The organism is Herbaspirillum sp. Her3 (assembly GCF_057961275.1).
Genome location: NZ_CM176328.1, coordinates 1468959 through 1494178, shown reverse-complemented (window position 1 = coordinate 1494178; position 25220 = coordinate 1468959). Strand labels below are relative to the sequence as shown.

The window sequence follows — 25220 nt, the reverse complement described above, 5'->3', positions numbered from 1 at the left end:
TTGATGGCGCTACCCGGCCCGCCAGCTTTCCGGCGGGCAAGGCGATGCATCAACGGCCGCCGCGACGGCGATTCATGCCGGGCAAACCACCCAGCATGAAGTTGGCGGCGGTATTGCCGCCGCGCTGCGGACGATTGCCGCGACGCTGGTTGCCGGCGTCCGGGAACCCCAGCGCGGTCTGCAACGGGTCCGGCTGGCGGCTCTTGGGCTGGCCGCCCTTGTTGCCGCCACCATAGTTGCCACCGTTGCCGTAGTTGCCGCCGTTGCCGAAGCTGCCGCCCTGGCGGCCCTTTTGCGGTCCCTTGTTCTGCATACCGTTGCCGCGCGGCCCGTTGTTCTGGCTCTTGCCGGCGTGGCCGCCATTGCCCTGATTGCCGGACTTGGCTTCACCGGCCTGCTTTTCCAGACCACAGGCGGCCATCAGGTTGCGTACGGCGTTTTCTTCCAGCTCTTCCCAGCGGCCGCGCTTCAAGGTTTGCGGCAGGGTCATGGCACCGTAGCGGGTACGGATCAGGCGGGAGACCGTCAGACCGACCGCTTCGAACATGCGGCGCACTTCGCGGTTGCGGCCTTCGCCGATGGTCACACGATACCACTTGTTCACACCCTCGCCGCCGCCATCGGCGATGCGCGAGAACTGCGCCAGACCGTCGTCGAGCTCCACGCCCGCCAGCAGCTTCTGGCGCATGCCCTCTTCCAGCTCGCCCAGGGTACGCACGGCGTATTCACGTTCGATGTTGTAGCGCGGGTGCATCAGGCGGTTGGCCAGGTCACCGGAGGTGGTAAAGAGCAGCAGGCCTTCGGTATTGAAGTCGAGGCGACCCACGGCCAGCCACTTGCCGGCCTTCATGGTCGGCAGGCGGTCGAACACGGAGCTGCGGCCTTCCGGATCGGCATGGCTGACGATCTCGCCCGAGGGCTTGTGATAGACCAGCACACGCGGCGGGCGCTTGCTCACCTTGCGCTGGATCAGCTTGCCGTTGATGCGCACGGCGTCGGTCGGCAGGATGCGCTGGCCGATGTGGGCCGGCTCGCCATTGACCGAGACGCGGCCGGCGACGATCAGCTCTTCCATGTCGCGGCGCGAACCCAGGCCGGCGTCAGCCAGCACCTTGTGCAGCTTGGGGGCATCGTCCTCGGCGGTGAGGTCGCGGCGGCCATTCTTGCCGCGCATCTGGTGCGGCTGACGACCACCGGCCTTGGCGCCTTCGTCGCGGTCATATGCTTCGGAGGTCACGTAGGAGAAGATGTCATCAACCGGCTCGGCAGAGCGCAGGCCCAGTTGCGGCGCCTTGGGCTTCTTGCCGTTCTTGTCGAAATTCTTCTTGCCTTGCTGGCCGGGCTGGCCATTGTTCTTGCCGAACTGGCCGCGCGGCTGGCGCTCGGGGGCGGCAGCAGCATCGCCCTCGCTCTTGCCGTGCACCGGTGCCGCCTCGGCAGCACCGCCAGCGGCGGCACGCTGGGCAGCGCGGTTGTTGCGCAGCGCACGCGGGCCGCGCACGCCACGGCGGGCGGGCTTGGCGCGATTGGGATCGGCCGGCGCATCCAGCAGGACCGGCGGCGCGACCACTTCTTCACCCACGGTGACGATGACCTTGGGCAGCTCGGGCGCAGCCGGAGCAGGCGCAGCCACTTCAGGCGCTGCAGCCTTGGGCTTGGCAGCGCGCTTGGGCTTGGCCGGAGCGGCAGGCGCCGGCTCCATGGCCAGGCTCATCTGGGCCGGCGCTTCCGCGACCGGGCCTTCGGCAGCCACGTCAGCCTTCTTGGCACGCGGCTTGGTGGCGCGCGGTTTCTTTTCGGGAGCCGGTGCGGGCTCGGCAGCCGCGACCGGCGCCGCAGCCACCTCGTCGGCGACGACCTTCTTGGCGCGCGTGGCGCGCTTTTTCGGCGCAGCCTCAGCGGTTGCCGCTTGCGGGACGGCTTCTGCTTCGGCCGGCGCGGCAGCGGCCGCAGGCTTGCGGGTGCGCTTCTTCACCGGCTTGTCGGATGCGGCGGCATCGGCCGCGGCCAGGTCGACCTGGGTCTCGTCTTTGGAACTAGTTGGCTTCATTCTTCGAATCTGGATGTGGCGGACGCGCGTCATTTCCCCGCTGATCGGCCCGCTCGGTGGTGTCGTTGTGCTCGCCTGCCGCTTCGCCGGCGGCCTCGATGGCGTCTGTGCCAGTTACGGCAACGTCTTGCTCAAAAGGTTCTTGCGCTTCTGGGGAAGCGTCTTCACTGCCTGCAGCGCGCTCTTCCCCGGCGGCGGCTGCGATTTCCGTATGTTCTGCATCTTGCCCGGCGACCGGCTCATCGGCCTCGACAGGCGCTTCAGCCTCGACAGCCTCGGCCGCAGGCTCTGCAGTGTCGGCGGATTCAGGAGACTCGGCAACTTCAGCAGCTTCGGCTTCCTCTGCCTCCTCCTGCTCCGCGCCTGCCAGGGCAGCCACGCCACCCTCCAGCGCCTGCAACTCAAGCAGCGCGCCCTGGGCGGCGGCCTCGCCGCTGACCTGCTGCAGCGGCGGCAATTCTTCCAGCGAACTCAGGCCCAGGTCGTCCAGGAACTTGCGGGTCGTGGCAAACAGTGCCGGCCGGCCCGGTACGTCGCGGTGGCCGATCGATTCGATCCAGCCCCGGTCTTCCAGCATGCGGATGGTCTGGGTATTGACCGCCACGCCGCGAATCTCTTCGATGTCGCCGCGCGTGACCGGCTGGCGGTAAGCGATGATGGCCAGCGTCTCCAGCGTGGCGCGGGTGTACTTGGGCGGTTTCTCCGGATTCAGGCGTTCCAGGTAGACCTTCATTTCCTTGCGGCTCTGGAAGCGCCAGCCGGTCGACAGGCTGACCACTTCGACTCCCTTGTCGGCCCATTCGGTGCGCAGCTCGTCGAGCATCTGCCGGATGATCTCGGCATTGATGTCGCTGCTCTCATCGCTCTCGGGATCGACGTACAGCTTCTTCAGGTCATTGATCGACAGGGGCTCATGCGTGCAAAGCAATGCAGTTTCGAGGACTTTCTTGGCCTCAGCAATATTCATGTACCACTCTTGTGCGTCTTGTTGTTAACAAAGTTCGGCTTGCAGCAGATCTCCGGCGCCACGGATGCAGCCAGCCCCGCCCGCAGCCAGAGCTGACACAGGCCGGGTGCGGCAAGTCTTGCGCGGTGCTGGATGCGGCGGCGCTGCCTTCCGGTGTTTGGAGATTGAATGAGCTGGAATCTAAGACCCGGGCAAATCGGCGTCGCGGAGGTATCGCGCTTTCGCAAAGCCGTCATGTCGCTGGGTTGCGGACGGCCGACCTGCACCTTTTCAACTACCGGCCTTGCGTCATGGAGCCTTTGTTGGCCGCACAGGCTGCGGCGGTCGGGGCGCAAGGCATCAAAAGTACTGCGCGAAAGTGTAGCACAAAGATTTAGGCCAATGCAGCCTGTTGCAGCCTGCGGACAATTATTTGCATGACGCTTCCTGACCGTTTCCCGCCTGCCGGGTCATCCAGGCCGTGAAATCCTCCACCGCCATGGGCTTGCCGAAGAAGTAACCCTGCACTTCGTCACAGGCATTTTCCTTCAGGAAAGCATGTTGTTCTTCATCCTCGACCCCTTCGGCGATGACACGCAGGTTCAGAATATGAGCCAGCGATATGATGGCCTTGACGATGGCTGCGCTGTCGGCATCGCGCGCAATGTCCCGTACGAAGGACTTGTCGATCTTGAGCGCATCCACGGGGAAGCGGCGCAGGTAAGAGAGACTGGAATAGCCGGTGCCGAAATCGTCGACCGAAATCTGCAGACCCAGGCGTTTCAAGGCATGCAGGGTGGCCACGCTCTTCTCGGCATCCTTCATGACCACGTTTTCGGTAATCTCCAGCTCCAGGCAGGAGGCCGCCAGGCCGCTCTGGGCCAGCACGCCGGAGACGAACTCCGGCAGGCTCTGGTTCAGCTGCCGTGGCGACAGGTTGACCGCCACGGGGATCGGCGGCAGGCCCGCGGTTTGCCAGCATTTGTTCTGCTGGCAGGCGGTACGCAGCACCCATTCACCAATGGGGACGATCAGCCCGGCCTCTTCGGCGAAGGGAATGAAGCGGTCCGGCGGCACCATGCCCTGTTCCGGCGACTGCCAGCGGATCAGCGCCTCAGCGCCGATCACGCTGCCATCCTTGAGGCTGAGCTTGGGCTGGTAGTAGAGCTTGAACTCCTCCTGATCCAGCGCGCGGCGCAGGTTGATCAGCATTTCCAGGCGGTTGCTGACCTGCGTATCCATCCAGGGCGCGAAGAACTGGAAATTGTTGCGGCCCTGCTCCTTGGCCCGGTACATCGCCGAATCGGCCTGCTTCAACAGCGTCTCGACATCCTTGCCATCGGCCGGATAGCGGCTCACGCCGATGCTGGCGGTGACCTGGAACTCCCGGTCACCGGCCTGCCAGGGCTTGGCCACGGCCGCCAGGATGCGCTGCATCACCTCGGCGATGCCCAGTTCGCCGCCGGTCTGGTTCTGCAGCACCAGCACGAATTCATCGCCGCCCTGGCGCGCCACCATGTCGGTCTCACGCAGACAGGCCTGCAGGCGCTGGGCCACGGTCTTGAGCAGTTCATCGCCGACCGTGTGGCCCAGGCTGTCGTTGATGAACTTGAACTGGTCCAGATCCACAAACACCACCGCCGTCAGCCCACCCTTCTGGCGCGCCACCTGGATGGCCCGCTGCAGGTGCTCATGCAGCATGTTGCGATTGGGCAAACCGGTCAGCGCGTCGTGCGTGGCCTGGTGGCGCATCTCGGCCTCATGGAGCTTGCGCTCGGTGATGGCCTCGACCGTGCCTTCGTAGCAGACCAGCTTGCCGCTGTCGTCATAGACGGCACGGGCGTTTTCGGAAATCCAGATGATGTCGCCATCGCGCCGGTACACGCGCGACTCGAAATTGGAGACCGATCCGTGCCGCTCCATCAGCCGCATGAATTCTGCGCGCCGCTCCGGCTCCACGTAAAGTTGATGGCTGATGTCGCGCAGGCCCACGATCAGGTCTTCCGGCGAGTGGTAGCCATAGATGCGCGCCAGCGCCGGATTGACGGCGATGTAGGTGCCATCGGGCGTGGTCTGGAACACGCCTTCGATGGCGTTCTCGAAGATGCTGCGGTAACGGCGCTCGGCCTCCTGCAAGGCCTGCGCAGCTTCCTTGCGCTCGGTCACGTCCTGCAGGAAGCCTTCCATGGCCTCGACCTTGCCGGCCGCGTTGTACAGCCCTACCCCGCGCTCCCACACCCAGCGCAGGCTGCCGTCGGCGTGGACGATGCGATATTCGATGTCGATGCGGCGCCGTTCGCGCATGCAAGTGTCGATATGGTTGCGGACCAGCTGGCGGTCTTCCGGATGGGTCAATTGCAGGAAGGAAATACGGCTGTTGAGCAGCAGGTCCTCGGGCGAATAGCCGGTCAGCGCCTGACAACCCTCGCTGACGAATTCCAGGGTCCAGTGGGCATCGTCGCGGCAGCGGTAGACCATGCCATCGAGGTTGGCCAGCAGGGTTTCCAGCAGGCGCGGCGGACGTGCCATGGCGACCACGGATTGCGTCTGCCCGGCATCGTGGCGACACAAGGCCCTGGAAGGACGCGAAGAGGAGGAGGAAGCCCGCAACGGGCCTCGTGCAGCAACAGTTTTCATAACGACATGTGTCTCGCGCCCTTGGCGGGCAGGCGCGCTGTAATAGTGGAGTTCGCCCGTGTACCAGACACCCCGTTCCCCACGGTGCCTGGCTGGATGATTCGTCAAAGCAATAAGGATGCCACTGCGCAAGCAGCGGGCTTGCGGACCAGCGCCGGCGCCAGTGCGGACAAATCGCCTGACAAAACCTTTCACTTCGTCGCACACCCCGACTGAACCTCGGCGTTAGAATCCTGCTACCCCGCCCACTGGCCGCTGCGCCGGTGCCGGTTCCATCCTGACAACTAGCGGACTCTTCTATGTGGGCTAATCGGTATTTCGTATTCTGGGCCGTGGTGGTCCTCACCTTCGGCTTGCTGATCCTGGCAGCCACCCTTGGCATCGGCTGGGGCTGGGCGCTCATCCCCCTGGCGTTGACCGTCATCGGCATCCACGACATGGTACAGCGGCGCCATGCGGTCTTGCGCAACTATCCGCTGATCGGCCACTTCCGCTTCATGTTCGAGGCCATCCGGCCGGAACTGCGCCAGTATTTCTTCGAAGATGAAATGGATGGCCGCCCGTTCTCGCGCAAGAAGCGCAGCATCGTCTATCAGCGCGCCAAGGCCGAAGTCGACAGCCGCCCCTTCGGCACCGAGATCGACATGCAGCAGGCCGGACACGAATGGATAGGCCACTCGCTCTCCCCCACCAAGATCGCCAGCCACGACTTCCGCGTCGTCGTCGGTGCCGACCGCGCGCAGCCGTATTCGATGTCGGTCTTCAACGTCTCGGCGATGAGCTTCGGGGCACTCTCGGCCAATGCCATCCGCGCGCTCAACCAGGGTGCAAAAAAGGGGAATTTCGCCCACGATACCGGCGAGGGCTCGGTGTCGGAATATCACCGCGAATTTGGCGGCGACCTGGTGTGGCAGATCGCCTCGGGCTACTTTGGCTGCCGCAATGCGGATGGCAGCTTCAATGAAGAAAAATTCACTGCCCAGGCGCAGTCTCCCCAGATCAAGATGATTGAGGTGAAGCTCTCGCAAGGCGCCAAGCCGGGCCACGGCGGCGTACTGCCGGCGGCCAAGATCACCCCCGAAATCGCTGCCACGCGCGGCATCCCGATGGGGGTGGACTGCATCTCGCCGGCCGTACACTCGTCCTTCTCCACGCCGATCGGCCTGCTGGAATTCATCGAGAAGCTGCGCGGTCTCTCCGGCGGCAAGCCGGTCGGTATCAAGCTGTGCGTGGGCCACCCCTGGGAATTCTTCGGCATCGCCAAGGCCATGCTCAAGACCGGCATCGTGCCCGACTTCATCACCGTCGATGGCTCCGAAGGCGGCACGGGCGCGGCGCCGCTGGAATTTGTCGATCACGTGGGCATGCCCTTGCAGGAAGGACTGGTGATGGTGCACAACACGCTGACCGGTATCGGCCTGCGCGAAAAGGTCAAGATCGGCGCCAGCGGCAAGATCGTCACCGCCTTTGACGTGGCGCGCACGCTGGCACTGGGCGCGGACTGGTGCAATTCGGCGCGCGGCTTCATGTTCGCGCTGGGCTGCATCCAGTCGCAGAGCTGCCACACCGACCGCTGTCCCACGGGCGTAGCCACCCAGAATGCCCAGCGCGCCCGCGCGCTGGTGGTGCCGGACAAGGCCGAACGCGTCTTCCGCTTCCACCAGAGCACCCTGCATGCCTTGCAGGAACTGGTTCAGGCAGCAGGTCTTCCGCATACCTCGGCCTTGCGCCCGCATCACATCGTACGCCGCATCAACGACCATGAGATCCAGCTCATGTCCAACGTGCTGAAATACCTGCAGCCCAATGATTTACTGGAAGGCAATTATCGCTATCGGGTGTACGAAAAGTTCTGGCCGATTGCCCGCGCCGAGAGCTTCCACCCGGAGTTTTGAAAAAAGCTTCATTTCCGGCCCGACGACAAAAAACCCGCAGTGCCTGCGCGCTGCGGGTTTTTTCATGTTGCCGGGATGGACAGGAATGCTGCTTATTTGCGCTTCATGAAGAAGATGAACTCGTGTTCATCATTCTGCGATTGCTCCAGCAGATCGTTGCCGGTCTGCTTGGCAAAGGCCTGGAAATCGCGCACCGAACCGGTATCGGTGGCGGTCACCCTGAGCACCTGGCCACTGGCCATGTCGGCGAGGGCTTTCTTGGTCTTGAGGATGGGCAGCGGACAGTTGAGACCGCGCGCATCAAGTTCACGGTGAAATTGGATGGCCATTACTTCGACTCAAAATGGATCACGACGAAAACGATTCTACTGCAAAATGCGCCGACTTGATGCATTGCACAAGTTCTGTTGTTTTCACCGCACTATGCTTGTGCAAAAGCAATCATATTTCCGCCGCCAAACCCGCAGCCTGGTGGCTTGCCCGCTTACTTGAGCACCACGGGCTCCTCGATTGGCGTGCTTGATCCGGCAAACTCCACATACTGCACCGGCAGATTGCGCTGGCGCATCCAGTCCGCCACCGCATGGCCGGTTCCGGCCGGCCAGGGGCGCAGATCGGCGGGCGCGCTGAGGCGATATTCCACCAGTTCCGGCGAGAGCCTGATGGTGCCACTCGCTTTGACATAGTAGGCGATGATCAGCTCGTTCTTGCGCATGAATTCATAGACGCCGATCAGTTCGATGTGCTCGGCGTCCAGATCGGTCTCTTCCTTCAGTTCGCGGGCGATCCCCTGCTCGGGGGTCTCGTCACGTTCCATGAAACCGGTGATGAGGGCAAAGCGCCCTTCGGCCCAGGCGGCGTTGCGCGCAGTGAGCATCTTGCCGTCGATCTCCACCAGCGCAGCAAGTACCGGCAGGGGGTTGTCCCAATGCGTCCAGTGGTCATCGGGACAGGCCAGGCGCACCTTGCCGGCCTCGCCCTCATCGGCGCGCAGCACCAGCGACGCTGCGCAGACCGGGCAGAACTTGAATTGACTCATGGGCGCTGTGGATCCGGGCCGATGGGAATGATTACAGCTTGGCCTGAACCCAGCCCGCCACGCCTTGCAGCGCGCCCGGCAGGGCGGCCGGCTCGGTGCCGCCAGCCTGGGCCATGTCCGGGCGGCCGCCACCCTTGCCGCCCACCTGCTGGGCGACGAAGTTGACCAGCTCGCCGGCCTTGACCTTGGCGGTGGCATCAGCCGTCACGCCCGCAATCAGGCTGACCTTGCCATCCTTGACGCTGCCCAGCACGATGGCGGCGGTCTTGAGCTTGTCCTTCAACTTGTCCATGGTTTCGCGCAGGGTCGCCACGTCAGCGCCTTCCAGGGTCGCAGCCAGCACCTTGATGCCGTTGATGTCGACCGCCTGGTTGACCAGTTCGTCCCCTTGGCTGGAGGCCAGCTTGGACTTCAGCGAAGCCAGTTCCTTTTCCAGCGCCTTGACCTGATCCTGCACCTGGCCGATGCGCGGCAGCAGTTCTTCCGGCTGGGTCTTGAGTGCTGCAGCGGCTTCGGCCACGCGGGTCGACAGCGACTGCACCAGCGCCAGCGCGCCTTCGCCGGTGACGGCTTCGACACGGCGGATGCCGGCCGCGACACCGCCTTCGGAGACGATCTTGAACAGGCCGATGTCACCGGTGCGAGTCACGTGCGTACCGCCGCACAGTTCGGTGGAGGTACCGATGGACAGCACGCGCACCTGGTCGCCGTACTTCTCGCCGAACAGCGCCATGGCACCCGCAGCGATGGCGTCGTCGTAGCCCATCAGCTGGGCGCCGGTAGCGACGTTGGCCAGCACTTCGCGGTTGACGATCTCTTCCACGCGGCGAATTTCCTCGGCGGTCATCGGGGCGTTGTGGCTGAAGTCGAAACGGGTCTTGTCGGCATCGACCAGCGAACCCTTCTGCGACACGTGCGAACCCAGCACTTCGCGCAGGGCCTTGTGCATCAGGTGGGTGGCCGAGTGGTTGCGCATGGTGCGGGCGCGCTGGTCGGCATCGACCTTGGCCTCGACGGCATCACCGATGGCCAGGCTGCCCTTGATCAGTTGGCCGTGGTGACCGAACACCTCGGCCTGGATCTTTTGCGTATCGGCTACGGCGAAGAGGCCACTGGGCGCTTCCAGCGCACCGGCATCACCCGCCTGGCCGCCGGATTCGGCATAGAACGGGGTGGTGTCCAGCACCACGATGGCGTCCTGGCCGGCCTCGATCTTCTGCACCGGGCTGCCGGCCACGTAGAGGGCCACGACCTTGGCCGACTGGGCCAGCGATTCATAGCCGACGAAGCGGGTCTTGTCGCCGGTGTATTCGATGGCTGCGGCCATCTTGAACTTGCCGGCGGCGCGGGCGGCGCTCTTCTGGCGTTCCATGGCGGCAGTAAAGCCGGCTTCATCCAGCTCGACCTTGCGCTCGCGGCAGATGTCGGCGGTCAGGTCCAGCGGGAAGCCGTAGGTGTCGTAGAGCGTAAAGGCGGTCTCGCCATCCAGCTTGCCGGTGTTGGCAGCCAGCGCGGCTTCCAGGATCTTCATGCCGTGTTCCAGGGTTTCGCCGAAACGCTCTTCTTCCTGCTTCAGGACCATCTCGACACGCTCGGCGGCTTCCGGCAGTTCCGGATAGGCCGCGCCCATCTGTACCACCAGGTCCTTGACCAGCTTGTGGAAGAACGGCTTGGTCTGGCCCAGCTTGTGGCCATGGCGCAGCGCGCGGCGGATGATGCGGCGCAGGACGTAGCCACGGCCTTCATTGCCGGGGATCACGCCATCGACGATCAGGAAGGAGGTCGCGCGGATGTGGTCGGCGATGACGCGCAGCGAGGCATTGGACAGATCGGACTCGCCGGTTTCGCGGGCAGCGGCCTTGATCAGCGCCTGGAACAGGTCGATCTCGTAGTTGCTGTGCACGTGCTGCAGGATCGCGGCCAGGCGCTCCAGGCCCATGCCGGTATCCACGCAAGGGGCCGGCAGCGGGGTCAGGGTGTATTCGCCGGTGGCCGGGTCGAGCTGGCGGTCGAACTGCATGAACACGTTGTTCCAGATCTCGATGTAGCGGTCGCCGTCGGCGTCGGGGCTGCCCGGGGGGCCGCCCCAGATGTCCGGACCGTGGTCGTAGAAGATTTCGGAACAGGGACCGCAAGGGCCGGTCTCGGCCATCTGCCAGAAGTTGTCGGAGGCGTAGGGCGCGCCCTTGTTGTCGCCGATGCGCACCACACGCTCGGGCGGCAGGCCGATTTCCTTGGTCCAGATGTCGTAGGCTTCATCGTCGGTCTGGTAGACGGTGGCCCAGAGCTTGTCGGCCGGCAGGCCATAGACCTGGGTCAGCAGTTCCCAGGCCCACTTGAGCGACTCGCGCTTGAAGTAGTCACCGAAGGACCAGTTGCCCAGCATTTCGAAGAAGGTATGGTGGCGCGCGGTGTAGCCGACGTTTTCCAGGTCGTTGTGCTTGCCGCCGGCGCGCAGGCAGCGCTGCACGGAGGCCGCGCGCACGTAGTTGCGCTTGTCGGTGCCCAGGAACACGTCCTTGAACTGAACCATGCCGGAATTGGTGAACAGCAAGGTCGGATCATTGCCCGGCACCAGGCTGGAGGAGCGGACGATGGTGTGTTCTTTGGATTCAAAGAATTTCAGAAACTTGTCGCGAATTTCGGCTGAGTTCATGTTCGAAGACGGATAAATGGGCCTGATGCCGCCGCTAACGCGCAGATCGGGCCCGGATGGGAGTCGGTGCAAAAAACGATTGCGAACCGGTGATTATACGGTATCCGGGCGCGGATACGCAGGCTTGACAGCCGCACTGCAATGCCCAGCCAGCATGCCGGCCAGCGCCATCCTGCAGACGAAAAAAAACCCGCCGGGAAACCCGGGCGGGTTACAGACTCGGCTGACCCGGCAGGCGCGTTACTCTGCACCACCGGACCTTAACTGTGTCAGCCGAACCTTCCGGTAAAACCGTGTGCGGGCCGCGCCGTGCGGACCGCCACAAGAAGACCGGACAATCAGGCGCCCTTGTTGGCCGGCACCGGATTGGTCTTCTTGGCCTTCTTGTGCTTGTGCTTCTTGGCCTTTTTGGCATGCTTCTTGTGCTTCTTGTGAGCATGCTTGGCAGCCGGGGCTTCGGCGGCAGGAGCGCCAGCCGGAGCCGGTGCGGGCTGGGCCAGGACCGGCATGGCGAAGGCGGCGACGAGTACGGCAGCCAGCAGTTTGTTGATCTTCATCGTTTTCCTCTATCTCTCAGTGTTGTGTGCTTCCACAAGTCCACCGGCGTGCTCACGGGCGCCGGCCTTGTGCTTCATTAACGCAAGATTTTTGCGGCGCGTTGACAACAACTGTCGACTGCCCTCCAGTTATTGTTAACCGCCTGCAAATCATAGCGATGGCGTCAGGATTCAGTCCACCGGTAAGAGCATCATTTGCCATTCATTTCCACGCTGCGCGAGAGGCGCAATGCAGGCAGCGTGGAGCTGGCCCGTCTTACCAGGCGTCTGCCGCGATGAGGTCGATCCGATCGGTGCAGAAGGCATCCACGCCCCATTGGCGGATTTCCCCGGCACGCGCCATGTCGTTGACGGTGTAGCAGAAGAGTCCGTAACCAGCCTCCTTCACGGCTGCCGCCAGGGCCGGGGTGAGGTGCTTGTGATTGGTGTGCAGCGCCACGGCCTGCAGTTGTTCCAGACGCGCCTGCCAGTCGTCCGGGATCACGTCCACCAGGTAGCCGCGCGGCAGGGCCGGGGCAGCCTCCTTGGCCGCCAGCAGCGCCTCGAAGGAGAACGAGGACAGCACCGGCAAGGCCGCCCCGCTCTTGCCCTCGAAGCGGCGTGCCACCGCCTGCGCGGTCAGCTCGCCGGTGCGGCGGGCATGTTCTGCGGCGGCGGGCTTGATCTCGACGTTCATCCAGATACCCTCGGCGAGGCAAAAATCCAGCCCCTGCTCCAGCGTGCAGATGCGTTCGCCGACAAAGCGGGTATCCAGCCAGGCACCGGCTTCCAGTTCGCGCAGGTCGGCCCAGTCGGTCTCGGCGATCTTGCCGGTGCCGGGCAGGGTGCGCCCGCGCTGGGGGTCATGCATCAAAATGGGCACTTCGTCGCGCGTAAGCATGACGTCGAATTCGGCGGCGCGGTAGCCGTGCTGCAGGCCGCAGCGAAAACCGGCCAGGGTGTTTTCCGGCGCCAGGGTGCCGCCGCCGCGATGGGCGAGGATACGGGGATAGGGCCACATGATGTTTCTCCGAAGGTAGGCCTTGCAGAAGGGGGAAGGCAACCGGCGCATAAGGTAGAGCAGTTCACGCCGCGCCACAAGCACTTGGCGCCTATCCAGCCGCGCTTGATCGCAAGCCGCTGGCATGGCGCAGGCGGGCGGCGCATCCTTGCCGCATCGTTCAACCACCCTTGCGAGGCCATCATGCGCGACACTGACCGTTTCTCCCCTCTCAACGACATCCCCACCGAGGCCACCTCGGCCGACTACGCCCGCGCCGAACGGCGGGTGGCGCGCCAGGTCGGCTTTTTCCATCACCTGGCCATCTATCTGGCGGTCAATGCCGGCCTGATGCTGGTGAACCTGATGAGTTCGCACCGCTACTGGTGGAGCCTGGGACCTCTCCTTGGCTGGGGAATCGGGGTACTATTCCACGCCTTGAGCGTATTCGGGCGCTTTCCCGCCGGCTGGAAGCAGGCGATGATCGCGCGTGAACTGCGCCGACGTTGAGAGGCCCGGTGCGCCGGGCAGCTTGTTTGCCTCATCACCACAAACGCATGACCCAACACGATACTTCCATCCCGCCCCGCCTGATCGTCCTGCTGCGCGAGCTGGCCTTGTCCCTGCTGCCCACGCTGGTCATCAACCTGCTGTGTGCACTGGCGGTGACCTACCTGATGCACATCGGCGGCAGCTTTTATGAAAACCTGCAGGTGTCGATGTGCATCGGCCTTTTGGCCATGCTGCTCATCAATGGCACACGCCTGGCGATCTGGGGCGACGGCGAACCCAACAAGCTGGGCTTCCTGGTGGTCATCGTGGTCATGGCGCCACTGGCGGTGCTGCTGGGACGCCTGCTGGCCAGCCTGTTGATGGGGCAGCCGGTCCTGACCCTGGTGCCCGAGCACAGCGACAACATCATTGCCGTGATCGTACTGACTTTCCTGGTCTGCTTCGGCGCCACCCTGTTCTTCTGGAACCAGCAGAAGATGGCCGCCCTGCAAGCCCACGCCAGCCAGGTCGAAAAGCAGGCCGTGCAGGCGCAGCTGCAGATGCTGCAGGCCCAGATCGAGCCGCACATGCTCTTCAACACCCTGGCCACCCTGCAATCGCTCATCGGCACCGATCCGCTGCAGGCCGAGCTGATGTTGAACCAGCTGGTGCAATACCTGCGCACCACACTGTCGGCCTCGCGCGCCGACAGCACCTCGCTGCAAAAGGAATTCGACCTCATCAAGGCCTATCTGGGACTGATGTCGCTGCGCATGGGCCTGCGCCTGACCTATACCCTGCAACTGCCGGAACACCTGGGCCGCCTGCGGCTGGCCCCGATGCTGCTGCAGCCACTGGTGGAAAACGCCATCAAGCATGGCCTGGAACCCAAGGTGGAAGGCGGCAACTGCACCGTGCGTGCGGCGGTCCACAACGACATGCTGGTGCTGAGCGTGCTCGATACCGGCGTGGGCCTGCCCACCAGCATCAGCCTGAACCAGCCGCCCGCGCAGAAGGAGCCGGTGATCGGCATGCACTTCGGGCTGGACAACATCCGCGAGCGCCTGACCACCCTCTACGGCCCGCTGGCCGAACTCATCATCACCCACAACGTGCCGGCCGGCGCGATGGCGCAGATCACCATCCCGCTCAAGGCCCTCAAGGCCGCGCACCGCAGCAGCAAGCACACGCGCCTGCTCGACGCCTGACCACCCTGCCCTGCCGCTTTACGGAGGTTTGCCCATGGCCGCGCCCACTGCCCTGATTGCCGAAGACGAACCGCTCCTGGCCAACGCCCTGCGCCAGGCCCTGGCGCGCTGCTGGCCCGAGCTGCCCGCGCCGCCCCTGGCGGCCAATGGCAACCAAGCGCTTGACCAGGCGCTGGCGCTGCTACCGGACGTACTGTTTCTGGATATCAAGATGCCCGGCCGCAGCGGCCTGGAAGTGGCGGGCGAACTGGCCGAGGAATGGCCGGCCACGCACCCGTTTCCGCTGATCGTCTTTGTCACCGCCTATGACGACTATGCCCTGCAAGCCTTCGAGCGCGCCGCCATCGATTACCTGCTCAAGCCGGTCAGCCAGGAGCGCCTGACCGTGACGGTGGCCCGCCTGCAAACCCTGCTGGCGCAACGTGCCGCCAGCAGCCAGGAAAGCCACCTGGAACGCGCACTGGCACAGCTACGTACCCTGGCCACGCCCGCGCCGCAGGAGACGCCGCCACGACTGGACTACATCCGCGCCGCCGTAGGCAACAAGATCAAGCTGATTCCGGTGGAAGAGGTGCTGTATTTCGAAGCCACCGACAAGTACGTCAACGTGGTCAGCGCCGATGGCGAGGCGCTGATCCGTACCAGCCTGCGCGACCTGATCCCCCAGCTCGACCCGCGCCAGTTCTGGCAGATCCACCGGGGCACGGTGGTGCAGGTGCGGCAGATCCAGGCGGCGGTGCGGGAGGAGAACGGCAAGCTCTTCGTCACCCTGCACGGCCGCCCGGAAAAACTGGCGGTGAGCCGCCTGTTCGCCCATCTGTTCAAGCAGATGTAGAGATCATCCGCCCCCCCCTCAGCGGCCATAGTAATAGCCCGGGCCATAGTAGGGATGGTAATAATGCGGCGGCGGTGGCGGACCCACCGGCACCATCACGCAGGCCGACAGCGTGGAGGCCGCCAGGGCGGCGGCGACGATCAGCTTGATGCAACGGCTCATGATGCACTCCTTGGTTTTTGGGTTTTTCCTTCACTGCGCCCGCAGCCAGGCAGGACGCACAGGCAGATTGCCAGCCGGGACGCCCCACAGGTAATGCACGGACGTATCTTCTGTAACAAGAACAGGAAAAAACCTTCATATCGGCTCCAGGCGCCTTGCCAGCGGGCAAAAATTCTTGCCGGAACGGCCGCAAAGCCCGTGGAACCTGGGGAGCTGCGGTAAAATGCTTGCCATCTGAATAAACAGGCATTCCTCCCCCCGATTCATCTCATGAGCAACGAACTGAAAAACGGCCACACCCCTGCCCCCTCCACCAATTTCCTGCGCGGCATCATCGAGTCCGATCTGGTCTCGGGCACCTATGCCGAGCGCAGCAGCCAGGATGGCCAGGCCCTGCCGCAGGTGGTGACCCGTTTTCCGCCCGAGCCCAACGGCTACCTGCACATCGGCCACGCCAAGTCGATCTGCCTGAACTTCGGCCTGGCGGCGGACTACGCCGGCCGCTGCCACATGCGTTTCGACGACACCAATCCCGAGAAGGAAGAACAGGAATACGTCGACACCATCCTCGATTCGGTCAAGTGGTTGGGTTTCTCCTGGGAGCATGAAGGCAAGTCGCACCTGTATTACGCCAGCAACTACTTCGACGTCATGTATGCCTGCGCCCAGGCGTTGATCCGCAAGGACCTGGCCTATGTCGACGAGCAGAATGCCGAACAGATGCGCGAGAACCGCGGCACCCTGACCGAACCCGGCAAGAACTCGCCATGGCGCGACCGCCCGGTGGAAGAATCGCTGCGCCTGTTCGAGGAAATGCGCGACGGCAAGCATCCGGATGGCTCCATGATCCTGCGCGCCAAGATCGACATGGCCAGCCCCAACATGAACCTGCGCGATCCGGCCATCTACCGCATCCGCCACGCCACCCACCACAACACCGGCGACAAGTGGCGTGTCTATCCGATGTACACCTTCGCGCATCCCATCGAAGATGCGCTGGAAAACATCTCGCACTCCATCTGCACCCTGGAATTCGAAGACCAGCGCCCGTTCTACGACTGGCTGCTGGAACACCTGGCCGAGGAAGGTTTCTTCAAGAAGCCGCTGCCGCATCAATATGAATTTGCGCGCCTGAACCTGACCTACATCATCACCAGCAAGCGCAAGCTGCGCCAGCTGGTGGACGAGAAGATCGTCTCCGGCTGGGACGACCCGCGCATGCCCACCATCGTCGGCCTGCGCCGCCGTGGCTATACGCCCGAAGCGATCCGCCTGATGTGCGACCGTACCGGCGCCTCCAAGAACAACAGCTGGATCGACTTCAGCGTGCTCGAAGGCGCACTGCGCGAAGACCTCGATCCCAAGGCCCCGCGTGCGGTGGCCGTGCTGCGTCCGTTGAAGCTCATCATCGACAACTTCCCCGAAGGCGTCTCCATCGATTGCAGCGCCCCGGTCTATCCGCCCGCGCATCCGGAACACGACACCGCACAGCGCCACTTCCCCATCACCAGGGAACTGTGGATCGAGCGCGAAGACTTCATGGAAGAACCGACCAAGGGCTACTTCCGCCTCTTCCCCGGCAACAAGGTGCGCCTGCGCTACGGCTACGTGGTCGAATGCACCGGCTGCGACAAGGATGAACACGGCAACGTCATCGCCGTGCACTGCAACTACTTCGAAGACAGCAAGAGCGGCACTGAAGGCAGTTCCAATTACAAGGTCAAGGGCAACCTGCACTGGGTCAGCGCCGAACACGCCCTGGCCACCGAAGTGCGCCTGTATGACCGCCTGTTCTCGGACCCGCATCCGGATGCCGGCGGCAAGGACTTCCTGGCTGCGCTCAATCCGAACTCCAAGGAAGTCATCACCGCCTACCTGGAGCCGACCCTGAAGACCGCCCAGCCTGGCGACATCTACCAGTTCGAACGCCACGGCTACTTCGTGGCCGACCGGGTGGATTCGACCGCCGGCCAGCCGGTCTTCAACCGGGCCGTCACGCTCAAGGACAGCTGGGGCAAGTAAGTACCATCAGGGGAATACGGCCGCAAGGCCACGCGGGCGGCCGCGCGCCAGCCGCCCGCGACTACGGGATGGCGCAGCCGGGTGGCAGGGGCCACCGGCAGAGCTAGGGGAACTCATGTTCGAGCAGATCAAGATCCAGCGCTTGTCGATGTCATCCATCTACAAACTGCTGGCCCTCGGTACCAGCTTCTCGCTGGTGCCGTTTTCAACGCTGATGGGTGTGCTTTCGCTGTTCGGCGCGCAAACCATCACCTGGGATGGCAAGCACCTGATCGGCTATGACGGCCTGATCGCGTCGCCCTTCATCGGCCTGTTCCTGTCGGCCTTCATCACGCTCTTCCTGGGCACGCTGTGCTGCATCGGGCTGTGGCTGTATTCGCTGTGGCGGCCACTGTCGCTGAAGGTGGAGGCGGTGGACAACCTGGACATCGACAAGCTGATCCGCGAGAGCGAAGAAGCCATGGCCACGCGCGACTGAACCCGGCCAGCCTGGCGGCCGCGCGGCACGCTCAGAAAATCTTCATCCACTTCAGGAAGGCCACGGTCGCCACACCGAGGCCGCCCATCACGCCCATCACGATCCAGAACGAGGCCTCGTCATGCAGGCCCGGCAAACCCGCCACGTTCATCCCGAAGATCCCCGACACCAGCGTGGCCGGCATCAGCAGCGCGGTCAGGATCGACAGCGCCATCAGGTTGCGGTTCATCTGTTCCGACATCTGCGAGGCGATCTCTTCCTGCAGCAGCTTGGCGCGTTCATAGACCGCTTCCACGGTGGAGTGCAGTTCGTTCAGTTCATCGAGCGCATGGGTGAGGTCTTCCAGCGCCTCGCGTGGCACCCAGGCCGGGCGCAGGCGCTGGAACTGCGCCAGGATGCGGCGTTCCGGCGCAATGAAGCGGCGCAGTTCGGCCAGCTGGCGGCGGATGCCGGAGAGCTCGGCGCGGTCTTCGGCGCGGCGGTCCGAGAGCACCGAGAATTCGATGTCGTCCACCTTGTCATTGAGCTTGTCCAGGCGCGCATTGAAGCCATCGGCCAGGCAGCGCAGCAGCTCGGCGAACAGGTCCATGGGATTGTCGAAGCCGCCGCCGTCGAGCACCTTCTGGCGCAGCATGTTGGTGGAAATCAGCGGCTGGGTGCGCAGCGTCAGCAGGCGCGTGCGGTCCAGGTAGAAATGCAGCGCGCCCTTCTCGGTCCCGGTGTCGCCGATCTCCATCTTCATATCGGTCAGGGTGCCATAGACCCCTTCGGGGGTAGCGTGCAGACCCGGATGGGTATCGCTGCTGAGCAAGAATTCAGTGATGTACTCGGGAATGTCGCTGTGATGCGCCATCCATTGCTGGATCTTCACATCGGCCGTCTTGACGTGCAGCCAGGTGAAATCCGGCGCCTCCGGGTGGTAGTCCACCACTTCATTCCAGTTCATCTGGCGTGCACGACCCTCCTCGAAGCGGAAGGCACAGATGAATCCGGCTGGCTCGTAGAGCAGATGCAAGGCTTGCGGGGTATCCGGCGGATTGTGCATGAGCGGCCAGGTCAGAAAGGGGCGAAAGGCAGGAAGGCGTTAAGCGACCCCGCATTCTAACGGCCGTCTTTGACATATTTGTGACAGCGCCGTGACGGCGCCGTACCGCAGCCGGCCAGGCTCAATAATTGAAGTTGCGGTTGCCCCAGGCTTCGCGGGCTGAACTGCAGACCCTGATCTGCTCCTCGTTCATGCCGGAGGTGCCATTCAACTGGCACTGGTCGGAAACCGACTTGGCCTCATCGATATGGGCGCGGAAATAGGCGTAATCCTTCTTGCCTGCCACGGCATCACAGGCCGAAAGCAAAGGCAGGGCGATGCACAGCAGCGCTGGCAGGCGGAGAGCGGAGTTCATGCGGTGTTTCCCCTGAAATGCGGGCCGGGCCCGCGGCGGCAGCACGGAGGGTACGCCCCGGGCCGGCCCCTGCCGGGTGCCGTCACGGCGGCGCTGCGCTGCAACGCGTCAAAGTATAGACAGCCGCTGAGGATTGCTCAACGGAAATCTTCACTTTCCTCACGCCATGGTAGAACAAAAAAGCCGGTCACAAAGACCGGCCTCGCGGATGTTGCATGTACGTCTTGTCAGGATGAAATCATCCGCGCCGCTTGAGCAGGGCATGCAGGATGATGGCGCCGAAGGTGGCGGTCCCGATGCCGCCGAGGGCGAAGCCGCCCATCTTCAGGGTGAAGTCGCCCGCGCCCAGCACCAGCGTGACGGCCGCCACGATCAGGTTGGTGTTGTTGGAAAAATCGACCTTGTTCTCGACCCAGATGCGCGCCCCCGAGACCGTGATGAGACCAAATACCACGATCGACACGCCACCCAGCACCGCGCCAGGGATGGTCAGGATCACCGCGCCGAACTTGGGCGAGAAGCCCAGCAGGATGGCGATGACTGCCGCCACCACGAAGACCAGCGTGGAATAGATCTTGGTGACGGCCATCACGCCGATGTTTTCGGCATAGGTGGTCACACCGGTACCGCCGACACTGCCCGAGAGCATGGTAGCCAGGCCATCGCCGATGAAAGCGCGGCCGATGTAGCGGTCCAGGTTCTGGCCGGTCATGGCCGAGACGGCCTTGATGTGACCCAGGTTTTCCGCCACCAGGATGATGGCCACCGGTGCCAGCAGGGCCATGGCGCTGCCCTGGAAGACCGGGGAGGCGAAGTGCGGCAGACCGAACCAGGCGGCATTGGCCACGGTGGAAAAGTCGATCGGCTTGCCCAGGCCCATACCATTGGTCAGCACCGCATAGAGCACATAGGCCAGCAGCAGGCCGATCAGGATCAGCAGGCGCTGCAGCATGCCGCGCGTGAAGACCGCCACGAAACCGACGCAGAGAATGGTCGCCAGCGCCATCCAGCTGTCGAAGCTGCTGCCGGAGACGCCCTTGACGGCGATGGGCGCCAGGTTCAGCCCGATCACCGCCACCACCGCGCCGGTCACCACCGGCGGCATGAGCGACTCGATCCAGCGCGTGCCCACGCCCGAGACGATCAGGCCGATCACCGCATAGACGGCACCACAGGCAATGATGCCGCCCAGCGCCACGCCCAGGTTGGCATTGGGACCGGAGCCGGCGTAACCGGTCACGGCAATGACCAGGCCGATGAAGGAAAAGCTCGACCCCAGGTAGCTCGGCACGCGCCCGCCCACCAGCAGGAAGAACAGCAGCGTGCCCACGCCCGACATCAGGATCGCCAGGTTGGGATCGAAACCCATGAGCAGCGGCGCCAGCACGGTCGAACCGAACATGGCCACCACGTGCTGCACGCCCATGGCCAGCGTCTGCGGCGTGGGCAGGCGCTCATCGGTGGCGATCACGGCACCCTGGCCGTCGTTGGTGCTTTGGCGCAGCCGCCATTGGGGGAAATACGAACCCGACATGGAGATCCCTTTCGTTGTGATTTGTTTTGGAATTGTGCGTGGATGTGGAACGGGGGCTAGTGTATTGAGCGCTGGCACAAATAACAATTGCTGCGGCAGTGCGCCACCCAAAAAATCCGTAAAAGATTTCGGCGGTCCGGTGCGCTGCTGCGCGGCGGTGCAAAAAAACCGGCTGCACCCGTCCGATGCCCCAAAACAGGCCACCCATTTGCGCAAATCTGGCGGCCTGTTTTGGGCATGGTTCTTGCGCCTCGGGAGCGGTTAGAATCACGTCCCTGATTGCTTGCTGCCATGTCGATGATCAACCTCACCACTCCTGCCCTGCTGTTCCCGGCGACCTCGCTGTTGCTGCTGGCCTATACCAACCGCTTCCTGGTGCTGGCGCAACTGATCCGCAACCTGCAAAACCAGGGCCAGAACGATGAACGCGGGCTGGTGATCCGGCAGATCCTCAATCTCAGGAAGCGCATCGTGCTCACGCGCTACATGCAGGCGCTGGGCGTGTCCAGCTTCATCATGTGCGCCATCTCGATGTACCTGATTTTCGTGGACTGGAATCGCTGGGCCGAGGTGCTGTTCGGCGTGAGCCTGATGCTGCTGGTGATGTCGCTCTTGGTGTCGCTGTGGGAAATCATGATCAGCACGCGCGCCATCGAGATCACCCTGGAAGACATGGCCCACAAGCTGGAGCAGCGGGGCATCCTGGCCGAATGAAAGCCGGCGCGGGGCGAACATGTGATAATCGATCCGCCCGGCCGGCATTGCAGAGCATCACCGTTGGCCGGCATCCCTCGACTATGCATTGGAGACCTACATGATCCTGGAACTGGCGGACATCCGCATCCAACCCGGCAAGCAGGCAGAATTTGACGAAGCCATCCAGCGCGGCCTGGCGCAAACCATCAGCAAGGCCCGTGGCTATCTGGGCCACAAGGTACAAAAAGGCATCGAGTCGCCCGAACGCTACATCCTCATGGTGTATTGGGCCACCCTGGAAAACCATACCGTGGATTTCCGTGAATCGCCCGCCTTTACCGAATGGCGCGGCATCGTCGGCCCCTTCTTCGCCGGCGCCCCGCACGTGGAACACTTCGCGCTGCTGACCGAATCGGTCTGAGCGCTGCGGCCCGATCTGCGCGACCTGCGCGCATCGGCCACCGGCAGCGCCGCCAAGCCTGGCGCTGCGGAACGTTTGCGGCCTGCCCCTGACTAAAGGGCAGGCCATGGAGGGGCAGGCCGACCCGGCCGCCCCCCGATGGTGGATGAACGATGACCGCTGAAGCGCCGCCACGACAACAGCGCCGGTACGCACCGTGCGCAGGAACACCAGAATGACCACACTGCCCTGTTTTGCCTCTCCCTATTCACGCCATCTGCGCGCCGGTGCCTGTGCACTGGGCATGCTGCTGGCATTGACCGGCTGCAACAATTTCAGCGGCGACGAGCAGCAGCAGGCCGAGGTCATCGGCAACTTCTACCGCATCCACCTCAAGAACCACGCGCCCGGGCTGCCTTCGGCCGATGAACTCAAGCAGTTCGAGCCGCTGGTGAGCCGCGCGCTGTACTCCCTGCTGACGCGCGCCGAAGCCGCCGACCTGCGCTACCACACCGTGGCCGGGGCGCAGGCTGCCCCGCTGATCGAAGGCGACCTGTTCACTTCGCTCTATGAGGGCGCCACCTCCTTCGCCGTGCAATCCTGCGACAGCGAGGCCGATCGCGCTTCCTGCCAGGTGGCCTTCCGTTATCAAAAAGAAGGCGCCGACGAATCCTGGAACGACAAGATCCTGCTGGTGCGCGAAGAGCGCCAATGGCGTATCGACGATATCGAGTTCATCGGCAACGACCAATCCTCCCAGCGCGAATACCTGAGCGACAACCTCACCGACGCCATCCAGCAGGCCGAATGAGCCGGTCCGGCTCGCCCTCGGGCGACCACGGCGGAATTGGTGGCTTTTTGGCGATGTGTTCCCGGGCTTCCGGCTGAGCCAGGCAGCGTAAGATTGCGCGCTGGCATGCTGGTCTTTTTTGCGCACGCTCGGCGCAGATGCGCTCAGGCATGCAAAAACTACCAAAATGGCAATTGCATCATGAACAACACGCCACCCGCACGCCTGCGGAGGGCTCAGGGAGAATCGGATTGAAGCGGATCGGTAAGACACTCATCGTCGCCGCCAGCGTGCTGCTTGCAGCCTGCTCGGCCAATGAAGAGGGCAAGGCCAAGGAACTGGTCACGGAGTTCTACCAGACCCACGCCTCGAACCGCCCTTCGGGCGCGCTGTCGCTCAAGGAACTGATCGTTTTCCGCCGTTTCCTGTCGGTGCCGCTGTTTGACTTGTTGAAGGATGTCTCGGTGGCCGAAGAGGCCCGTACCGCCCAATCGGCGGCGGAGCAGGCCGCCGATCCCGACGCCGAACCGCTGCCGCCGCTGGTGCAGGGCGATCTCTTCACCGGCAACCCGGACGGCGCGGCCGTCTTCCGCGTACTCGACTGCGACGCACAGGAACGCGAGGCCCGCTGCACGGTGGAACTGAGCCTGAGCGACGCCAAGCCGCCGTCGCCGGCCAGGTGGACCGACACGGTCCTGCTCGCCCGCGATGCGCGCGGTTGGGTCATCGACAACATCCAGTATGCGGCCGGCAATCCGCCCCTGCGCAACGGTACCCTGCAAGATGCCATGCGCAAGGTCTTGAAGCGCGATGCGGCGCCGCTGGTACCCTTGGCGCCGGCAAAATAAGTCAGAGTCGGATGGCGGGATTGAGCCTCCCCTCTCCCGCTCCCTTGAAAAAATCAGGCTTCCCCGCGCCCGCGGTGTCGTTGCATGGCAGCAGCCATCGCGCAAGGCTCTATAATCGCGCGATTCCCTTAGAAGCCTGCCGCGATGTCCAATCACACCTTCCTCTGGCACGACTACGAAACCTTTGGCGCCGTGCCGCGCCGCGACCGCCCCTCGCAGTTCGCCGCCGTGCGCACCGATGCCGAACTCAACGAGATCGGCGAGCCCATCATGATCTATTGCCAGCCGGCGCCGGACTACCTGCCCGATCCGGTCTCCTGCCTGATCACCGGCATCACGCCGCAGCACTGCCTGGAACACGGCCTGCCCGAACATGAATTCGCCGCCCGCATCGAGCAGGCGCTGGGCGAGCCCGGCACCATCGGCGTGGGCTACAACACCATCCGTTTCGACGATGAAGTCACGCGCTTCATGTTCTGGCGCAATCTGATCGATCCCTATGCGCGCGAATGGGCCAACGGCTGCGGCCGCTGGGACCTGCTCGACGTAGTGCGGCTGACCTATGCACTGCGCCCGGACGGCATCCAGTGGCCGACCAAGGAAGACGGCAGCGTCAGCTTCAAGCTGGAGCATCTCTCCAAGGCCAATGGCCTGGTCCACGAAGCGGCGCACGATGCGCTCTCCGACGTGCGCGCCACCATCGCGCTGGCGCGCCTGATCCGCCAGAACAACCCGCGCCTGTTCGAGTTCGCCCTGGCCTTGCACAAGAAGGACAAGGCCGCCGCAGAGATCGGCTTGCCGGCGGCCAGACCCTTCCTGCATGTCTCGGGCATGTTCCCGGTGGCCCATGGCTGCCTGGCGCTGATGTGGCCGCTGGGCATGCATCCGACCAACAAGAATGAAGTGATCGCCTGGGATCTGGCCCATGATCCGACCGAACTGGCGGACCTGGACGCGGCCACGGTGCGCGAACGCATGTTCACCAAGCGCGATGAACTGCCCGAAGGCATGATCCGCCTGCCGGTCAAGAGCATTCACCTGAACAAGTCGCCGATGGTGGTGGGCAGCCTCAAGACGCTCTCGGCCGGGCGCGCGGCGCAACTGAACATCGATGTCGACGCAGCCCTGCGCCACGCTGAAAAGGCCGCAGCGCTGCCCGACCTCAGTACGCTGTGGCACCAGGTCTATCAGCGCGAAAACGGGGCCGCTCCGGACGTAGATGAAGATTTGTACGGCGGCTTCATCGGCAACGGCGACCGCCGCCAGCTGACGCAGTTGCGCGCCCTGCCGCCCGAGGCGCTGGCCGGTGCCAGCGTGGCCTTCGACGACATGAGATTGAATGAAATATTGTTCCGCTACCGGGCACGCAACTTCCCCGAGACCCTGAGCCCGGAAGAAGCCCGGCACTGGGAAGAACACCGCGCCGCGCGCCTGTTCGACGGCGCCGGCGGTGCGCGCACCATCGCGCAACTGTTCGAGCAGATCGACCAGTTGCAGGAGCAGGCCGATGACGAACGCACCCAGGACATCCTGGGTGCGCTGTATGACTATGCGGAGATGATTGCGCCGGCCAATCAATGAGGCTTGGCACGCGGG

General features: G+C 63.9%; 23 protein-coding genes. 11 read left to right on the top strand and 12 right to left on the bottom strand.

Translation table 11 applies throughout. The features are described 5' to 3' along the window. Nucleotides 1-49: 49 nt before the first annotated feature. The 3 genes from rluB to ACVC5H_RS06810 form a co-directional block, all read right to left on the bottom strand. Complete coding sequence (rluB, locus tag ACVC5H_RS06820; protein ID WP_489621604.1) at nt 50-2050, bottom strand: 23S rRNA pseudouridine(2605) synthase RluB; 2001 nt, start codon at nt 2048-2050, stop codon at nt 50-52. Next, a complete protein-coding gene (gene scpB / locus ACVC5H_RS06815; protein WP_489621603.1) occupies nt 2037-3017 on the bottom strand; it encodes an SMC-Scp complex subunit ScpB in 981 nt (326 codons plus the stop codon). Before scpB ends, rluB begins: the two co-directional genes overlap by 14 nt. 408 nt (nt 3018-3425) lie before the next feature. Further along, nucleotides 3426-5525 (bottom strand): putative bifunctional diguanylate cyclase/phosphodiesterase, encoded by a 2100-nt coding sequence (locus ACVC5H_RS06810; RefSeq protein WP_489621602.1) that lies wholly within the window; start codon nt 5523-5525, stop codon nt 3426-3428. 407 nt (nt 5526-5932) lie between these two features. Between ACVC5H_RS06810 and ACVC5H_RS06805 the strand changes: the two genes are divergently transcribed. Next, nucleotides 5933-7528, top strand: coding sequence for an FMN-binding glutamate synthase family protein (locus tag ACVC5H_RS06805; RefSeq protein ID WP_489621601.1), 1596 nt, complete (start codon nt 5933-5935; stop codon nt 7526-7528). Between the two features lie 92 nt (nt 7529-7620). Here ACVC5H_RS06805 and ACVC5H_RS06800 read toward each other — a convergent pair whose 3' ends face one another. The 5 genes from ACVC5H_RS06800 to ugpQ form a co-directional block, all read right to left on the bottom strand. Further along, on the bottom strand, nt 7621-7857 hold the full coding sequence (locus tag ACVC5H_RS06800) for a sulfurtransferase TusA family protein (RefSeq protein WP_013235553.1): 237 nt from the start codon (nt 7855-7857) through the stop codon (nt 7621-7623). Nucleotides 7858-8012: 155 nt separating this feature from the next. Continuing rightward, the gene (locus ACVC5H_RS06795; RefSeq protein WP_489621600.1) at nt 8013-8567 is read right to left on the bottom strand and encodes an NUDIX domain-containing protein; all 555 of its coding nucleotides are present in this window, start codon (nt 8565-8567) and stop codon (nt 8013-8015) included. Nucleotides 8568-8598: 31 nt separating this feature from the next. Next, nucleotides 8599-11223: an alanine--tRNA ligase gene (alaS, locus tag ACVC5H_RS06790; RefSeq protein WP_489621599.1), complete on the bottom strand. Its 2625-nt coding sequence runs from the start codon at nt 11221-11223 to the stop codon at nt 8599-8601. A 338-nt stretch (nt 11224-11561) separates the two neighbouring features. Continuing rightward, nucleotides 11562-11780, bottom strand: coding sequence for a hypothetical protein (locus tag ACVC5H_RS06785; RefSeq protein ID WP_489621598.1), 219 nt, complete (start codon nt 11778-11780; stop codon nt 11562-11564). A gap of 256 nt (nt 11781-12036) precedes the next feature. Beyond that, the gene (gene ugpQ, locus ACVC5H_RS06780) at nt 12037-12780 is read right to left on the bottom strand and encodes a glycerophosphodiester phosphodiesterase (protein ID WP_489621597.1); all 744 of its coding nucleotides are present in this window, start codon (nt 12778-12780) and stop codon (nt 12037-12039) included. Nucleotides 12781-12963: 183 nt separating this feature from the next. Between ugpQ and ACVC5H_RS06775 the strand changes: the two genes are divergently transcribed. Genes ACVC5H_RS06775 through ACVC5H_RS06765 form a run of 3 tightly spaced genes read left to right on the top strand, consistent with a single transcriptional unit; the run spans nt 12964 to nt 15294 of the window. After that, nucleotides 12964-13269, top strand: a complete 306-nt coding sequence (locus tag ACVC5H_RS06775) for a 2TM domain-containing protein (protein WP_489621596.1) — start codon at nt 12964-12966, stop codon at nt 13267-13269. A gap of 47 nt (nt 13270-13316) precedes the next feature. Continuing rightward, nucleotides 13317-14459 (top strand): sensor histidine kinase, encoded by a 1143-nt coding sequence (locus tag ACVC5H_RS06770; protein WP_489621595.1) that lies wholly within the window; start codon nt 13317-13319, stop codon nt 14457-14459. A gap of 34 nt (nt 14460-14493) precedes the next feature. Continuing rightward, nucleotides 14494-15294 carry a LytR/AlgR family response regulator transcription factor gene (locus tag ACVC5H_RS06765; RefSeq protein ID WP_489621594.1) on the top strand — a complete coding sequence of 267 codons (801 nt, stop codon included), beginning with the start codon at nt 14494-14496 and terminating at the stop codon, nt 15292-15294. Between the two features lie 18 nt (nt 15295-15312). Here the strand turns inward: ACVC5H_RS06765 and ACVC5H_RS06760 are convergent, their stop codons facing one another. Further along, nucleotides 15313-15456, bottom strand: a complete 144-nt coding sequence (locus ACVC5H_RS06760) for a hypothetical protein (RefSeq protein WP_338716154.1) — start codon at nt 15454-15456, stop codon at nt 15313-15315. A gap of 270 nt (nt 15457-15726) precedes the next feature. On the opposite strand from ACVC5H_RS06760, the gene ACVC5H_RS06755 reads away from it, so the two are divergent. Together ACVC5H_RS06755 and ACVC5H_RS06750 are read left to right on the top strand one after the other, a co-directional pair. Next, complete coding sequence (locus ACVC5H_RS06755) at nt 15727-17478, top strand: glutamine--tRNA ligase/YqeY domain fusion protein (RefSeq protein ID WP_489621593.1); 1752 nt, start codon at nt 15727-15729, stop codon at nt 17476-17478. Between the two features lie 115 nt (nt 17479-17593). Continuing rightward, nucleotides 17594-17956: a hypothetical protein gene (locus ACVC5H_RS06750; RefSeq protein WP_489621592.1), complete on the top strand. Its 363-nt coding sequence runs from the start codon at nt 17594-17596 to the stop codon at nt 17954-17956. 31 nt (nt 17957-17987) lie between these two features. On the opposite strand, the gene ACVC5H_RS06745 is transcribed toward ACVC5H_RS06750, so the two are convergent. The 3 genes from ACVC5H_RS06745 to ACVC5H_RS06735 form a co-directional block, all read right to left on the bottom strand. Continuing rightward, on the bottom strand, nt 17988-19001 hold the full coding sequence (locus tag ACVC5H_RS06745; protein ID WP_489621591.1) for a transporter: 1014 nt from the start codon (nt 18999-19001) through the stop codon (nt 17988-17990). 121 nt (nt 19002-19122) lie between these two features. Next, on the bottom strand, nt 19123-19356 hold the full coding sequence (locus ACVC5H_RS06740) for an EexN family lipoprotein (RefSeq protein ID WP_489621590.1): 234 nt from the start codon (nt 19354-19356) through the stop codon (nt 19123-19125). A 238-nt stretch (nt 19357-19594) separates the two neighbouring features. Next, entirely contained in the window at nt 19595-20890 is a 1296-nt protein-coding gene (locus tag ACVC5H_RS06735; protein ID WP_489621589.1) for a solute carrier family 23 protein, read from the bottom strand. A gap of 297 nt (nt 20891-21187) precedes the next feature. Between ACVC5H_RS06735 and ACVC5H_RS06730 the strand changes: the two genes are divergently transcribed. The 5 genes from ACVC5H_RS06730 (at nt 21188) to sbcB (ending at nt 25205) form a co-directional block, all read left to right on the top strand. Further along, nucleotides 21188-21604, top strand: a complete 417-nt coding sequence (locus tag ACVC5H_RS06730) for a DUF2721 domain-containing protein (protein WP_489622658.1) — start codon at nt 21188-21190, stop codon at nt 21602-21604. A gap of 100 nt (nt 21605-21704) precedes the next feature. After that, complete coding sequence (locus ACVC5H_RS06725; RefSeq protein WP_489621588.1) at nt 21705-22007, top strand: antibiotic biosynthesis monooxygenase family protein; 303 nt, start codon at nt 21705-21707, stop codon at nt 22005-22007. Nucleotides 22008-22221: 214 nt separating this feature from the next. Continuing rightward, complete coding sequence (locus ACVC5H_RS06720; protein WP_489621587.1) at nt 22222-22797, top strand: DUF3828 domain-containing protein; 576 nt, start codon at nt 22222-22224, stop codon at nt 22795-22797. Between the two features lie 230 nt (nt 22798-23027). Beyond that, complete coding sequence (locus tag ACVC5H_RS06715) at nt 23028-23624, top strand: YqhG/Tai3 family protein (RefSeq protein ID WP_489621586.1); 597 nt, start codon at nt 23028-23030, stop codon at nt 23622-23624. 144 nt (nt 23625-23768) lie between these two features. After that, entirely contained in the window at nt 23769-25205 is a 1437-nt protein-coding gene (gene sbcB / locus ACVC5H_RS06710; RefSeq protein WP_489621585.1) for an exodeoxyribonuclease I, read from the top strand. Nucleotides 25206-25220: the final 15 nt, after the last annotated feature.